At 62.4% G+C, this 15,890-nt stretch carries 11 protein-coding genes; 9 read left to right on the top strand and 2 right to left on the bottom strand.

The window, feature by feature from the left end:
* Positions 1 to 324, top strand: a 324-nt coding sequence (locus GX444_09735; protein NLH48869.1) for a hypothetical protein, incomplete at its 5' end; no start/stop codon positions are given.
* 4 nt (positions 325 to 328) lie between these two features.
* Here the strand turns inward: GX444_09735 and GX444_09730 are convergent.
* On the bottom strand, positions 329 to 934 hold the full coding sequence (locus GX444_09730; GenBank protein ID NLH48868.1) for a hypothetical protein: 606 nt from the start codon (positions 932 to 934) through the stop codon (positions 329 to 331).
* A gap of 25 nt (positions 935 to 959) precedes the next feature.
* The gene (locus tag GX444_09725; protein NLH48867.1) at positions 960 to 3,215 is read right to left on the bottom strand and encodes a response regulator; all 2,256 of its coding nucleotides are present in this window, start codon (positions 3,213 to 3,215) and stop codon (positions 960 to 962) included.
* Between the two features lie 325 nt (positions 3,216 to 3,540).
* Between GX444_09725 and GX444_09720 the strand changes: the two genes are divergently transcribed.
* The 8 genes from GX444_09720 (at position 3,541) to GX444_09685 (ending at position 15,839) form a co-directional block, all read left to right on the top strand.
* A complete protein-coding gene (locus tag GX444_09720; GenBank protein NLH48866.1) occupies positions 3,541 to 4,887 on the top strand; it encodes a hypothetical protein in 1,347 nt (448 codons plus the stop codon).
* A gap of 77 nt (positions 4,888 to 4,964) precedes the next feature.
* Positions 4,965 to 7,271, top strand: coding sequence for a DUF2961 domain-containing protein (locus GX444_09715; GenBank protein NLH48865.1), 2,307 nt, complete (start codon positions 4,965 to 4,967; stop codon positions 7,269 to 7,271).
* A 181-nt stretch (positions 7,272 to 7,452) separates the two neighbouring features.
* Positions 7,453 to 10,830, top strand: coding sequence for a hypothetical protein (locus GX444_09710; protein NLH48864.1), 3,378 nt, complete (start codon positions 7,453 to 7,455; stop codon positions 10,828 to 10,830).
* 18 nt (positions 10,831 to 10,848) lie between these two features.
* Positions 10,849 to 11,607: a glycosyltransferase gene (locus tag GX444_09705; GenBank protein NLH48863.1), complete on the top strand. Its 759-nt coding sequence runs from the start codon at positions 10,849 to 10,851 to the stop codon at positions 11,605 to 11,607.
* A complete protein-coding gene (locus GX444_09700; protein ID NLH48862.1) occupies positions 11,600 to 12,436 on the top strand; it encodes a ChbG/HpnK family deacetylase in 837 nt (278 codons plus the stop codon). The genes GX444_09705 and GX444_09700 overlap by 8 nt, the downstream gene beginning before the upstream one ends.
* A gap of 15 nt (positions 12,437 to 12,451) precedes the next feature.
* Positions 12,452 to 13,765 (top strand): hypothetical protein, encoded by a 1,314-nt coding sequence (locus GX444_09695; GenBank protein ID NLH48861.1) that lies wholly within the window; start codon positions 12,452 to 12,454, stop codon positions 13,763 to 13,765.
* Between the two features lie 179 nt (positions 13,766 to 13,944).
* On the top strand, positions 13,945 to 14,877 hold the full coding sequence (locus GX444_09690; protein ID NLH48860.1) for an energy transducer TonB: 933 nt from the start codon (positions 13,945 to 13,947) through the stop codon (positions 14,875 to 14,877).
* A gap of 71 nt (positions 14,878 to 14,948) precedes the next feature.
* Complete coding sequence (locus GX444_09685; GenBank protein ID NLH48859.1) at positions 14,949 to 15,839, top strand: thioredoxin domain-containing protein; 891 nt, start codon at positions 14,949 to 14,951, stop codon at positions 15,837 to 15,839.
* Positions 15,840 to 15,890 lie beyond the last annotated feature (51 nt).

The raw sequence follows: 15,890 nt of genomic DNA, 5'->3' as shown, positions 1-15,890 counted from the left end.
GTCTACACTCGCACCGCGACCGAAGTGAACGTCAAGTTCACCATCAAGGTCGTGCTGGTCAAGGTGACCTACTATCTGATGCACACGGTCAATCGCGACGCCGGCTATATCACCTGGACCCTCGACAAATCCAAGAAAAACGAGATCGCCGCCACCGACGGCGTCTGGGTGTTCAAACCCTATAAAAACGGCACGATCGTTTATTATTCCCTGTCGGTGGATACGGGACTGGCGGTGCCCAAGTCGATCGAGGATTACCTGACGAAGAAGGACCTGCCCAATATCGTGTCGAAGATCCGGGAGCGCGTCACCGGCGCGAAATAACCGGCTACAGATTGCTTTTGCGAACGAACTCTTCGCGGGCGCCGGCTCCGGCGCCCTTTTCTTTGGCGATGAGCTGGCGCATCTTTTCGGGACCGACGAGGTGTTCGACGGAAACCTCGAGGGTGCGCAGTTGGTCGTAGTAGTGATGCGACCAGGCCATCTCGTCGGCCAGGTCTTCCAAACGCGTGCTGAGTTCCGACAACGATTCGGCCGATGCGCCGCCGCCGCCGGCGGCGTGCGCCAGCGCCCCGAGTTCCTGCGCCAGACCCTGGATTTGCTCGCGGATGCCGGTGCCGGTTTGATCCAGGGTGTTGGAAACGCCGCGGACTTCGGTCAGCACGCGGTTCTGCTCGCCCTGCATTTCCTTGAGCAGCTTGGCCAGGTTGGCGGTCGATTCGAGCGCCAGTCGCTTGTTTTGCGTCGTCACGTCGTCGAGCTTGGCGCGCAGGTTCTCGAAGTTGGCGGTGACCAGCTTGGTCAGCTTCTTGACCTTGCGCTGGCGCCAGATCGTCCAGCAAAACAGCAGGGTCAGCAGGGCCAGCCAGCCCCAGAGGACGTACAGGTTGTAGACCACGGCCTTGGCGAGCGCGACAGTCAGCAATTCTTTCATCGTTCCGGTCCGCTTTTCGTTGGCGTTACTTGCGTTTGAAGAACGTATTGAGTTTATCCATCAGGGTTTTCTTCTGCGTCAGTTTCTGCTCTTGAAGCTTGATCAGCCGCAATTCGCGCAGCGCTTCGATGCAGTTCGGGTTGCAGATCAGCGCTTTTTCGTATTGCTTCTCGGCGAATTCCTTGAGGCCTTCCTGCTTGTAAATCGCGCCGAGGAACAGATAGGCCCGTTCGGACCGCGGATTGAGGGTGATGGCGCGGTTCAGCGATTCGCGGCCGTTGAACTGCAGATCGCCTTCCGACTGGTCGGCGAACAGCTTCTTGTCCTCGTCGGTGATGTCCTTTTCCCGCGGGATGTTGTAGAGCGACCAGCCGTAATAGGCGACGTACTCGGCCTCGTTGGTGCTGATTTCCATCGCCTTTTTGAATTCGGCCGCCGCGCGGGCGAAGCGCTTTTCGCGCAGATACTGCTTGCCGTTCTGGAAATATTGCTCGGCCATGATGATGCGCTTGACGCCCTCGATACGCGCGTCGGTCTTGGGCGCTTCGTCCTGGCTTTCGATTTTTTTAATGTATTCGCCGATTTTTTCCTGCGTGTTGACGTTTTCGTAGGATTCGGTGGCGCGACGGAAGATCTCCTCGACCTGCGATCGCACTTCCTCGCTGGCGCGGCCGAAAAAGCGGTCGGGGTGAAATTCCTTGGCCATTTTGTGGTAAGCGACGCGAATCTCGTGCTCGGTCGGATTCGGGCCGACGCCCAACACCTGAAAATCGTTGCCCTGCGAGACGCGGTTGAAAACACGCAACACGCGGGTGCGCATCTCGGCTTCCTCGGCGTCCGCCTCGTTCGCTTCGGCTTTCGCGGGCTGCGGTTCGGCTTTTTCCTTTTCCACGCGCGGCGCCGGCTTTTCCGGCGCGGCCGGCGCGGCCGGCGCAACCGGAGCCGCCGAGATGGGAGCGGCCGCCGGCTTTTCCGGCGCGGCGCTCAGCGCTTCTTCCACCGCCTTCATTTCCTCGGTGGCTTCGAATTCGGCGTCGATGTCGCTTTGTTGGGGGACGATCGATTCGGGTTCCGCGAGCGGTTCGTCGTTCAGCTCGACCATTTCGCAGATGATCAGGGTATAAAGGATTTGATAGCCGCGTTCGGTGTCCAGATCGAGGCCGGCCAGCACTTCCGCGACGCTTTGGGTGCCGTCGATCTGCTCGTAGACGGCTTGTTCGCGGGAGGTCAGTTCGATGTCCTGGAACCGATAGTGCTGGTTCGATCCCGGGCGGATGTATTTCGGCCGCCACTGGTCGATGATCGGCAGCAGGCGATCCAGGTCGTAGTGCAGCCGGACGCCCTCGTTGATGACGTTGGCGGTGCTCATGTCGAGCGTGGTGATGTCGCCCTGCACCGTGGCGTCCTCGGTGAACTTGTAGATGCCGTCGCGCCAGCCGAAAATTTCGAACAGCTTTTCGCGCATCTGCAATTTCAGGTATTTGACCACCTCGTGCGGCGTCAGCACGCCCATCTCGATGAGAATCGTCCCCTGCAGGCGCTTGGTTTCCGTCATGCGCGCGACGGATTGATCGCGCTGTTCCGCGGTGATCTTGCGTTTGCGCACCAGGAAGTTGCCGAAGTACTCTTCCTCCAGCGTGGTCCGCACGCTGACCGGGTAGCCGTCCTTGATCGCCACTTCCTTTTCGACGTCGCCGTGCCGCACGAGCAGGTAGCCGCTTTTGCCCATGACGTAGACGTCGTGCAGCAGTTCGGCGAAGCCGATCGTGTCCAGCGCACCCTCGAGGCTGATCACGGTGTCGGGCGAAACGCTCGGGGCGGGTGCGGCGGCCGGGAGGCCGGCGTCCTCGCCGTCGTCGGTTTTCACGGTGGTCGCGGCCGGCGTGAGGGGAACGCCCGGGCCGTCCGGCGCGCCGATCATTTCCTCGATTTTGTCGAGCAGTTTCGAAAGCTGGAACGGTTTTTCGACGAAGTCGTCGGCGCCGTACTTATTGATGGCGTCCTGCTGCATTTTGTAGTTTTTATAGACCGCGCTCATCAGGATGACGGGGATTTTCGCGCCGTGATCGGTCGACTTGAGCTTGCGGCAGACTTCCCAGCCGTTCATTTTCGGCAGCAGGACGTCGAGCAACACGAGATCCGGGGGAGTTTCGCCGAATTTGGCGATGGCATCCTCGCCGTTTCGGGAAACGATGGTTTCATAACCCTTCGAGGTGAATGAGGCGTGTAAAATCTGCCCGATGTTGCGGTCATCGTCGACAACCAGGATCCGCTTCGCCATGCCAATGCCCCCGTTTACTTCTCTCTGCCTGCATGATGCAATTCAGCAGGCTATTCTATATCAGACACCGCAAAAAGATAAATGCCGTTTTTCGTTTTTTCAAAAGGATACAAAGTGAGATAATCGCCAGTGGAAACCGACGGTTAAACCGCTCGGCGAGTTCCGGGCAAGTGAAAAAATCCGCGAAAAACCGGGGATCGAAAACGGCCAAGGGATTGTTCCGACGGCAATTTTCGCCGGCGGGCGCTTTTTGCTGAAGTCGGGCCGGGACTCTGCTAAAATTCCCTAATCGATTTTCATTACCGTTCGTGTCGGGAGGTGGACTTTGGTTAATGCCGAGGGTCGAGCCGTCGCTTTCGCAATTTTCCGCCGGCTGGTGGGCGGCACCCTGCTGCTTCTGCTTTGTCTGGCGCTGCCATTGCCGGCCGCCGCGCAGAATTACCAGTACTACCCGATCGGCGAGCGCGCGGCGGGCCTGGGCGGCGCGTTCGTGGCGATCGCCGACGACGCCTCCGGCGCCTATTACAACCCGGCGGGCCTGGCCGAGGCCGCGGCCGACAGCTTCAGCCTGAGCGCCACGGTTTACGGTTACACCAAGGTCGCCATGGACAACGCGCTCGGTTTCGGCGAATCCGTCGGCGACATGAACATCACCACCTTCTACGCCATTCCCTCGTTGTTCGGCACCGTCTACCATTTCGGCGCCGGCGACGCCAATACCGTCGCATTCTCGATCGTCTCGCCCGACGTGTTTTCCTATCGCAACCAGACCAAGACCGGCGAGGACCGGCTGTTGTTCTCCTCGCGGTCCTCGCAACAGACCTACTGGTTTGGGCCGTCCTATGCCCGCCGGATCAACCGGCACCTCAGCGCCGGGGCGACGCTTTACGGGTTGTTCGGGCAATCCGCCTTCGAGGCGCAACTTTCCGGACGCTTGAATGACGAGGATTTCGAATCCTTGCGGGACGATTTGCGGCTGAGTGAAAATTTCTCGGATGACCGCAAGACCTTCGGCGTCCTGGCTCAGGCCGGCGTGCGGCTCTCGTGGAACGAGTGGCACCTCGGCCTCGTGGCGCGTTCGCCGTCCCTGCAAGCCTGGGGTTCCGGAAGTCACGCCACCTCCTACCTGGTGACTTACCAGAACGAGGTCGATCAGGATACGAAGCAGATCGATTTTCAGCCGCGGCGAGTCGATCCGTTCATGGTCGGCCTCGGCGTCGCCTACGTATCGCCGCTTTCCTGGGCCGCGTCCGCCGACGTGAAGTATCACGGCGCGGCGAAATTCCGCGATGCCGATAAGGACGAGGTGGCCGAGGACGTCGAACTGCGGCAGGTCGTCAACGGCAACATCGGCCTCGAATACGTGGCGGCGAAGCGCTTTCCCCTGCGCGCCGGGTTCTACACCAATTTTTCGCCCTACCGCGACGAGGGCATCGACACCTACGGCCTGACCCTGACCGGCGGTTACGAGGAAAAACAGACGAGCTTCAGCCTCGGGTTGAATTACGCCTGGGGCCGGGGCGACACCTCGATCGCCCGGATCATCGAGAAAAACGGCGCCATCGCGACGGAAGGCGCGACCGTCGATCTGGACGTGCAGACGATCAACGTGATCCTGGCGACCTCGTACCGGTTCGGCGGCGAGAGCCGGGATAAGGGTAAAAATAAATAAAAAGCCGATTGCCGAACCGAAGCGGCGACGACGATCGATCCGACAGCCCGAGAACGCCGAATGAGGAGGGGAGACTCATGCAGCGGCTGGTTTGGTTGGCGCTTTGCCTGACGCTGGCGGTTCCGGCGGCGGCCTGGCCGCAGGCGACCGGTTTGGCGCGGATGACGGATTTGTGGAACCTGCCGGTGACGGCGCCGGGCACGCAGGTCTTCGGCGAATCCAGCCACGATCGCACCGGCCTGAACGAGGACGGTTTCGCCGGCCTTTTCTCGCGGCTCTATTACGAGGACGGCAAGCACGTGCTGTACGACGCCGAGGGGCCGGGCTGCGTGTACCGGATGTGGTTCACGCTGCTGAACCCCGCCGCGCGGCTGCAGATTTTCGTGGACGAGGCGGCGATGCCGGCCGTCGACGCCGATCTGGATGATTTTTTCGCCGGGACGGCCGCGCCGTTCACCCCGCCGCTGGTCTGGGATGACGTGGCGTCCAGCGGCGGCTTCGTTTCGTACGTACCGATTTGCTACCGGAAACGGTTGGTGATCGCCACGACCGGCTATCCGTTTTTCTACAACTTTACCGCGCACTCCTACCGCGCCGACGTCGCGGTGGCCGCGTTCACCGGGTCGGAGGACGACGCCGCGGCCCGCTCGATTTACGATCCCGCCAATGCCGGCCGCGATCCCAAGGACACCGACGGCGTGTCGTACGACACCGCCGATCTCGAGATACAACCCGGCGATGAAAACGAAATCTTTGTCGATGCCGGGTCCGGCCAGGTGGCCAGCCTCGAATTGACCCCGGCGGCGCTGACCGCGGACGCGCTGGCCGACGTGCGCCTGGTGATCCGTTTCGACGCCGCCGCCGCGCCCGCCGTCGACCTGCCGCTGGGGCGGTTCTTCGGCACGGCCGTCGACGCGCCGAGCGGTTCCCTGCTCATCGGCCGGCTGGACGACACGCTGTATTGCTTCTTTCCCATGCCGTATTTTTCCGCCGCGTCGATCCGTCTGGCCAACGACGGCGCGATCGCTTATGCGTTTCACTCGGTGGTCGGCCATACCGCAACGCCGCCCGACGACCACGCCGGCCGCTTCGCCGCCGTCGCTTCCGATTCGGTACCGACGGTTTACGGCCGCGATCACGTGTTCGTCGAAACGAGCGGGCAGGGGCGGATCGTCGGGGTGTTGCAAGTCTCGGCCGGACTGAGCGGCCTGGGATTTCTGGAAGGCGACGAGCGCTTCTACCCGGACGGCTTGCGCACGCCGACGATCCAGGGAACCGGCACCGAGGATTACTACAACGGCGGCTGGTATTTCAATCAAGGCACGTTTTTGCTGCCGACGCATGGCCACCCGCTGCTGCGCAACGACGGGGTCTGGACCACGGCGGCCATGTACCGCCTGCACCTCGGCGACAGCCTGGATTTTTACGACGGCGTCCGCTTCTCTATCGAGCACGACGCGCTCGATACCGCCACCGACGAGGAATACCGCACCGTGGCGTTCGTGTACCGCGACGACGAACCGGCGTTGGTGCCGATCGACGAATTCGATGTCGGCGACGCCGGCGACGAAGCGCGCTTCCAATATTCCGGTGTCGGCGACGAGGCGGTCGGCCCGGATTTTTATTTTTACGAGGGCGACTCCGATTTGGTGGGGATTTTCGACGGCGGCTACCGCACCGCGGGCGAAGCGAGCCTTTCGTTCGCGGTCAATCCGTTCAATGACGGCGTGCGCCTGGTGCGCCGTCTCGATCAAAGCCGGGGCCGCGAAGTGGTGCGCGTCTGGGTGAACGGCCGGGACGCCGGCCTCTGGCGCACCAGCGAACGCAACACCTTCAAGCGGTGGCGCGACGCGGTGTTCGACCTGCCGCCCGCGCTGACCCACGGCGAGCGCCGGCTGGAGATCGTTTTGGAAAACGCCGCGCCGGACCGCCCGTTCACCCAATATCGCTATTGGTTCCAGGCCTGGAAAAATCCCCTGCTCGGCCGCCTCGCCGAGTTGGAGCTGACGTCCCCGGCGGCGGTGCTGGCCGTGGGCGATACCCTGCAATTGACCACGGACGGAATTTATCCCAGCGGGAACGCCGAGGAAGTCACCGGCTGGGTGGAGTACGAGTTGAGCGATCCGGCGCTGGCCGCAATCGACTACGGCGAATTGCGCGCGCTGGCCCCCGGCGAACTGTGCGTGACCGCCAAGACCGGCGCCCTCGCCAGCAACGAGATCTGTGTGCTCATCGAGGAAACCGCCGATGACGACAACGATGACAACGATGACAATGACGATAACGACGATAACGATGACAACGACGACGACAACGACGACGATGCGGGCGGCGGACCGAGCGACGACGGCGACAACGACGACGCCGGCGGCTGCGGTTGCTGATTTTTTAAAGAATAAATCCTTTACAGGCCTTTCAAACTTTGTTATTCTGAAAATCAGTGGAGAGGCGCGCATCGCGCGGCGAGTGTAAAAGGTTCCTCCTTCCAACTAAAGCCATTCAGCATTCCAGCGAACTTCGGAAGCAAGCGGTACGTCCAGGCCGAACCAATGGGAGTAGCGGCACATGGATGAACGGGCTCGTTGGGAAAAACGGATCGCGCTTTTGGTGTTGCTGGCGGCGGAAATCGCCATTTGCGCCGGCCTGACCAGCCATGAAATCTACGGCATGGAAGCGCAGGATCTGGGTCTTGCCCGCAATTTGTATACGAACGGCAAGTTCAACCTGCCGGCCGACCAATCGCCGCTCGGCTACATCCTGCTCAATGCCGCCCATCGCCTGGATGAAACCTCGGTGTTCGTCTGGCGGCTGCCCGCGGCGACGTTCGTCGCCCTGGCGGCGCTGCTGCTTTATCTGATGGTGCGGCGCGAAGCCGGCCGGACCGCGGGATTGCTGGCGGCGTTGTTTCTGACGATCAATCCCCTGACGCTCGAGCTGGCCCGCCAGGCGCGGATGTACGGCCTGGTGATTGGTTTGGCGGCCTGGTGCCTGTACCAAGCCCAGCTTTACCTGACGGTGACTCCGCGGCGGCGCTACCTGGCCGGTATCGTCCTGGGCGCGGTGGCCGGCGTTTACACGCACCTGTTTTTTCTGTTGTTCGCCGGCGCCCTGGCCGGGTTGCTGGTCGTCGTGCAAGCGCGGCAGTGGCGCGATTGGCGGGGCTGGGCGCGGCTGGCGGTGGCGGGCGCGGCGGGTCTGGTCGCCATTCTGCCGCAGCTTTGGCGGCTGAGCCGGGTGCTGGGTTTCACCGCGAATCGTCATCAGGCGTTTCCCGGCCTGTCGCCGCGGCCCGACCTGTTTTTCAGAAGCCTGTCGCGGGAATTGTTTTTCGCCAACGAGATGAGTTCGCCGTGGCTGTTCGGGCTTTTCGGGGCGCTGGTGCTGGCGGGGCTGATCGTCTGGAAAAAACGCGGCTTGCTGGTCGGCGGCTGCCTGATTCTCCCGGTCATCGGGGGTTTGTGGGGGCTCAGTTTCTCCCATCCGGTCGATACGCGATACGTCTGCTTTTTGTTGCCGATCATCGCCGCCTGCCTCGCCATGCCGGCCGCGCGGCTGCGGGCGATTTGGGGCTGGGCGCCGCTCGCGTTGCTGGTCGCGCTGCCGACCCTGGCGGCGGCGGAGCGGCACTTCACGCCGTCCACCGATTGGCGCGCGGCCGGCGAGTACATCCGCGATCGCCGTGCGCCCGGCGAGCCGACGGCGGTTTTTCCCGATTTTTTCAAATGGACCTTCGCCGGATACGGCGGCGACCCGGACGCGGTGGATATTTCGTCGCCGGACGAACTGGATCGGGTTCTGGCGCGCGGCCAACGGACCTTCCTGGTAGCCGGGCCGGGTCGCTATTTCGGCGCGATCAACGCCCACCTGAAAAGCCACGTCCACCCACAGGAATTTTTCACGACCAAGGTGCGGGAAAAGGTCGAAGTCCGGGTCCTGCAAAGCGACTTGCCGCGTTCATTCGACTTGCCGCCGACGGACGATCCCTCGCTGTTGCTGACCGGGGTGATCGGTTCGGGCGGTTATCCGTGGCAGGACGATCGCACCTGGCAGGATCCGTTCGCGCGCCTCCAGGGATTGCTGCGGCAGGCCGACCTGACCCTGGCGCTTTACGAAAGCCTCGCTCCGGGGCGCGACAACTGGGTGCGGCGGTTGTTCGGACATCCCGCTCTCCCGGCGCGGGAAACGAACGTCGCGGTGCTCGGGCGACTCAAACAAGCGGGGATCGACGCGGTGGCGTTGTTGCCGATCCGCAATCCCGAAGGCGATCCGCGGGTGCCGTTCGACGCCGCCGGTTTGCAGGCGTTTCCGGCCGCCGCCGAACTGGCCAAGGCCAAGCCGGGTATTTTGCCGCTACGCGATCGCCGGCTGGTGGTGCTCAACCTCGGGCAGGCCGTTTCGCTGGAGAAGCCGCACCATCGCCGCAAAAAAGAAGCGGGGCTCGCCGACCTGGAACAAGCGGTGCGCGAGGCCCGGCAACAGGCCGGCGACGGCGACCGTTTGCTGGTTTTGCTGCCGCAGAAAATCAATCACGACCGGTGTGTCGGGCGCGAGGATCAGATGCTGGCCCGGCGGGCGATCGACCTGGGGGCGGATGTCGTCGTCGGCGCGGGCGGCCGCGTGGCGCGGGAGATCGAAACCTACCGAAACGGCCTGATTCTTCATTCGCCGGGCGTTTTTCTGACGCCGCCGGTCGGCAACGGTTGGGCGAGCAGCCGCGGATTCGTCGTGCGGCTGCGTTTTCCCGCCGGCGAGCCGCCGCGCTGCGACGTGGTTCCGGTGACGTTCGACGACCTGGGACGGCCGGCCTTCGCGCGGCCGGCGGAAGGCGAAGGTCTGAACTTTCAACCGTCGCAACCCGCCGAGGAAAATCTCGTCGATCGCCTGATCGAGGCCCGGGTCTCCTCGAGCAAGTCCGATTCCAAACCGGTCAATGCCACCAATTGGATCGGCGTGCTTCAGGCCAGCACCTCGATCCATGAAGGATACCGTTCGTCGCAGGGCGCTTCGGTCGGCGCCGGCAACGTTCGTAGCCTGGGCGAATATCGCCGGGCGCTGGTTTTCGAACCAGGCCGGGCCGGCGGCGTCGCGGCGACTTTCGACGATCTCTTGCTCGGCGAGAGCGTCCGGTTGGCTTTCGGCATCGTCGATTCGGCCTTCCAGGCGCTTTTTCAGCCGCATGACATCCCGCAAGTGGAATTTCTCGTCGGGGATGAGGTTTTGTTTGCCGCGCCGCTCAAATACGCCCCCGGTTGGCGTCGGACCGAGGTGGACACGAGCGCCTTCGCGGGCGAGCGGCGTCCGGTGACGATTCGGGTCGGTCCGTTCGGCAAGGCGAAATTCCCGGTGGCGGTAGCGGCGGTGATCGCGCGGAGTCCGCAAACGCTGAAGGTTCGGGAGGCGGAACCGTACGCTTTTCGCGAACGATTCGACGAGGCGCGCGTTTTCGTCGAGACGCCGGATGGCAACCGCGCCGCGTGCGCCGGACCGGACGAGTCGTTTCGCTGGCTGCGCAACGAGGAAAAGGGCTTTTTCGCCGAGGGGGTGCTGTACCGCCGCCTTTATTGCAGTGCCGACCTGTGGGACGCGGCGGCATTGACCCGGCAAAAGAGCGGCCGGGATTTGCGTCCGGCGATCTGGCTGCACCCGCTGACCGGCGCAAAACGCCACCTGGTGTACGGCCCGTTGCCGGTGCGCGCGCGGCTGCGCGGCTACTTCGGCTTCACCGACCTGGCCGTGAAGATGAAAAAGGGTTCGGTCGATTTCTCGATCCGCGTCGGCGGCGAGGAGATTTACCGCGTCACGGCCGCCAATCGGGGCGGATGGCGTGATTTCGAGGTATCGATTCCGCCGCGGTGGCGGGGAAAGGAGGCGGAAATTTCGTTTCTGGCCGAGGCGCCGGATCAAAGTTGGCGCCATTTTTGTTTCAACGCCTGGATGGAATGAAATGATTGGAGTGAAATCATGCAACTGATTGCCAAACCATTGAAGTCTTGTTTGTCCGTGGTGATTCCCTTTTACAACGAGGAGGACAACATCGACGCCTCCCTCAACGCCGCGCTGGCATACCTGCGGGCGCGGTTTGCCGATTTTGAAATTATCGCGGTGGACGACGCCAGCACCGACCAGACGCCCGTCAAGGCGCGTTCCTGGCAAGCGTACGACCGGCGGGTGAAGATCGTGACGATGCCGCGCAACACGCGCTACGCCGGCGCGCTCAAGGCCGGGCTCGCGGCGGCGACGAAGGAATATGTTTTTTATACCGACGGCGATTGCCCGATCGATTACGAGGACATCGATCGCGCGTTGGCGCTGACCGATCGCTGCGACGTGGTCATCGGCTACCGCCTGAACCGCGATCGGGAAGCGTTGCGGCGCAAACTTTTTACCTGGGGATACCGCTTGATCTTGCGGCTGCTGTTGAAGATGAAGTTTCGCGATGTCAATTTCAGCTTCAAACTGTTTCGCCGGCGGGACTTGCGGAAACTCGAACTGCAATCGACCGGATCGTTCATCGACGCGGAGATTCTCTACCGCTTGCAGCGGATGGGTTGTCGCATCCGCGAGATTCCGGTCCAATATCACTCGCGGCGCGGCGGCCGTTCCACGCTGGCCTCGCTGGCGATCATCCGGCGCGTTTTGCGCGAAATGGCGGTTTTCTGGCGGCAAAATCGGCCGCGTCGAACTAGTCCGCTGACCGAAGGGAGGGCCGCGCTTGGCTGAACAGCCGTTGTTGATCGTCAACGCCGACGATTTCGGCCTGGCCGCCGGGACGAACCGGGGCGTGACGCAGGCCTTCGATCGCGGCATTGTGCGCTCGGCCTCGCTGCTCGCCGGCGGCGCGGTGTTCGCGGAGGCGGTGGCGATCGCGAAATCCCGCGCGGCGCTGGGCGTCGGCGTGCACCTGGCGTTGACGCAGGTCCGGCCCGTCCTGCCGCCGGAACGTTTGCCGGGGCTTTGCGCCGGCGGCGATTCCTTCGCAGACGGGCCGGGAAAACTGATCGCCCGGCTGGCCGCCGGGCGGATTCCGCGGGCGGAGATCGTCGCGGAATGGAGCGCGCAGATCGAGCGAGCGCTGGCCGCCGGGTTGACCGTCACGCACCTCGACGGCCACCAGCATTTGCACGTTCTGCCGGCGCTGCGCGGTATTCTCGCCGAGTTGGCCCGGCGGTACGGCATCGGCAAGGTTCGCCTGCCCGGCCTGGGCGGTCCGAGCCGCTCGCCGGGCGAATGGCTCAAGGCGGCGGGCATCGCGGCGATGGCGCGGCTGGCGCGTCCGGCGTTCGCCGGTTTATCGCGGCCGGATCGGTTCTGGGGCCTGGCCTGCTCGGGCGATTTGCACCGCGAAAACCTGCTGGCTATTCTGAGGAACATCACCGCCGGTTCCCATGAGTTGATGACGCATCCGGCGGATTTCGATCCGGCGATGCGCCAAAACCTCGTTTGGAATTATCATTGGGAGACGGAGCTGGCGGCATTGTGCGACCCGGCGGTAGTGGAGTTGGTCTGGGCCTCCGGGTTGCGATTGGGCAATTATCGCGATCTGGCGTGAGCAAGGCGGAAATCGATGCGACAGGCAATTCTCTTCATTCTGGCGCTGCTGATGGTTTCGGCGATCGCCTGCCAGGGCGACGATGACTCCGAATCGAGTCCGGGGCAGGCTCAAGACGACGACGACAACAACGACAACAACGACAACGACGACGATGCCTCGCCGCGTTCCTTTTACCTGACGGCGATGGGATATCAATACAAATTCTCGCCGTATTCCATCGAGGACGACCTGGATTTCTCGGGCCTCGAGGGCAAGCTCGACCTCGCTTCGCTGCAAATGGAATTCTTCGGCATCCCCTGGACGGAATTCGCCGCCGGCGAGGAGCCGCCGCCGCTGTGGGTCGAGAAAATGGCCGGTTATCGCCAACAGGCCGACGATTTGGGCGTGGGGATCTTTTTAAGCGTCACGCCGCTGTCGGGAATGCGCGACGGATTGAGCAAGATCGCCTACGAGCAGGACGGCGAATTGATGATCGAGGATTATCCGACGCCCGGCTGCTACGATTTCGCCGCCGGCCCGAACGCGGCGACGATCCGCCAGGCCTACCTGGCTTACGTGCGCTGGATGGCCGATTTTTTCCTGCCCGATTACCTGGCGATCGCCATCGAACTGAACATGTACGACTGGAACTGCCCGGACCAGTACGCGGCGACGCTGGCGCTGCTCAATGACGTGTACGACCAGGAAAAAGCCGCCGCGCCGGACCGGCCCGTCTTTCAAACCTACGTGATGGAACTGATGTGGGGCTACGAGGAAGGCGGCTCGTGCGCGCTGGGCGACGCCTCCTGCCTGCACGAGAACCTGGACAAGATCGCCGATCTGCGGCGCGACCGCTTCGGCGTCAGCATCTATCCGTTCATCATGCAGTACGCCCTCGACGAATTGCCGGACGATATTTTCAGCGCCGTCACGGCCGCCACCGGCGACCGGATCGTTTTCGGCGAAACGGGTTATCCGAACAAGCTGATCACTTTTCCGTACCCCGATTACGACAGCGAATGCCTGACCCTGTTCGACTACGGCGACGCGGATCAGATTCACTACCTCGAGTATCTGTTCGACCAGGCGCAGCAACTCGATTCGGACCTCGTTTGCTGGTGGTCGCTGCGCGATTTTCTGCCGTCGGCCGTGCAAGGGCATTGTCCCTGCGACGCCGACGGCCTCTGGTGCATTCTTTACGAAGCGGTCTGGGAAACGGATCTGTTGCCGGCCTGGCTGGGTTGGGGCGCGATGGGCATGCTGGATTTCGCCTGGCAGCCGAAGTCGGCGCTCGCCACCTGGAACGCCTGGCTGGCGCGGCCCGTGGCGCCGGCCTCCGGCGACTAGACCCCGGCAAAATTTCCTCGCCATTCCATTTTTCTCTGAACAAAAGCCGGATCCGCGGGATCAAATGTTCCATGTCCGCGTGCGTTCTATTGCGCCGGAACGGACGATGACGTATAGAGAAATCAGAAAGTTTAGACTTTCCGAAGGAGGGGTTTCTGCAAAATTCCTGGCGCGACCAGATGCGGGAGTACAAGGACCGCTGGATCATCGGCGTCAGCGTCGGTCTGTCGATCCTCGTCCACCTGATCATCATCGCGGTTTTCTTCTCGGGAATCGTGGACTTATCGCCCCGCGGCAAGGGAGACGAGACGATCGATTTCGACCTGTCCCAGGCCGACGCGAAGGCGCTCGAGGAACTGGCGCGGCAGGAACAGAAGCCCGACCGGATGTTGTTTCAAAAAGAACAGCCGAGCGAAAAAGCCCCGACCAAGGCCGATGCCTACGGGTTCCAGAACCACGAGGCCGAGCGGCCGACGCACCTGGCCGACAAACCGATCAACGAAATCGAACGCGACGTCGGGCCGCGCGGTCCCGGTCAGGGAGCGGGTCGGCCCAGTCAGAGCGGCGGCCGCATGCCGCCGATGCCCAAAGTCGGCGAAGGAGTCGGCGAAAAACCCGATAACAAAGCCTTCGATCCCTCGGGCGAACGGATCGAAAAAGGCAAGCCGCCGACCAACCTCGATCAGATGCTCGCCAAGACGGGAATGCAGGCGCCGCGGGGCGGCGGCGGCGGCGAGGACGGCATCAATCCGTACAATCCCAACGTCGGCGATCCCGGCAAGGTGCTGTCGATTTCGACGAAAGAGCTGAAGTACATGGGGTACTTCAGCCACATGCGCGAGAAAATCTACCTGGCCTGGGTTTATCCCCAGGATTCGCAGCGGCGGGGCGAACAGGGTTCGTGCCTGCTGAAATTCACCGTGCAACGGAGCGGCGAGGTGTCCGAAGCCCGGATTCTGGAGACGAGCGGCTACCGATTGCTGGATCAATACGCGGTGAAGGCGGTTCGGGAGGCGCATTTCAACCCGATTCCGGCCAACTGGCCCGAGAAGGAATTGACGGTCGCGGCGCGGTTCAACTACATGCTGGTCGGCTCCGGCTATATCCAGTGAAGCTTGACAAAGGCGGCGCGGTCGGTATGTTTTGTAGGTTCTAAATTCGTTTCAAAACAGGGGGTCCTAACGTGGCTAAGAAAATCCTGGTGGTATTGTTCGTGTTCAGCGTGCTCTTTCTCGGGTTCTCGCTGGGCCGGTTCACCAACCTGATTCCGACGAGCAAGATGAGCATGGCGGCGAAGGAAAACGCCGAATTCAAACAATTGGACGAGACGCAACAGGCGATCGCCCTGGCCGGCGCGGCTTCAAGCCCCGAAATCGCCAAGGAAATCATTAAGAACCTGGAAAAGAAGGGCGATCTGCCCAAGGAATCGTTCCAGAAGATCATGGCGCTGGCCCGCGGCGTCTCGAGCGGCAACATGCAGGCCGCCCAGAAACCGCAGCAGCCGACCCTGGAAGACATCATGAAGGACGTGAAGAACGTCGAATTCACGCCCAACGCCTTCACCAAGGGCAAGAAAGACGCGCCCGTCACGCTGGTGATGTTCACCGAGTTGATGTGCCCCTTCTGCGGCCGCCTGGACCCCGTGATCGAAGACCTGATGAAAGAATACGGCGACAAAATCCGCGTCGTGTTCCAGACCCGCCTGATCCACGGCGAACGCGCCGCCTGGTATCACCGCGCCGCCTGGGCCGCCGGCCAGCAGGGCAAATTCTGGGAATTCGCCGAGGAACTGTTCAAAACCCAGTCCGAATGGACCAAGATTCCCCAGGAAGAAGCGTTTGAAAAGGTCATTACGCCCAAAGCCAAGGCGTTGGGATTGAACCTCGGCAAGCTGAAGAAAGACATGGAAAGCGACGCGGCCAAAAAAGCAATCGAAGCCGAAAACGCGATGGGCGACAAGATGGAAGTCCGCGGCACCCCGACGGTGTTCATCAACGGCCGGATGGTGCGCGGCGCCCGCGACAAGGATACCTTCAAGCAGATCATCGACCAGTTGCTGCAAGGAAAAAGCTGATCGCTCCCGATCAGCCGACCGACAGCAAAGTTGAAAAAGGCCGTTTCGGCC

Source organism: Myxococcales bacterium (genome assembly GCA_012517325.1).
In the GTDB taxonomy this organism is placed as follows: domain Bacteria; phylum Lernaellota; class Lernaellaia; order Lernaellales; family Lernaellaceae; genus JAAYVF01.
The sequence above is the reverse complement of the archived record's forward strand: the minus strand, read 5'-3'. Positions and strand labels throughout refer to the sequence as shown.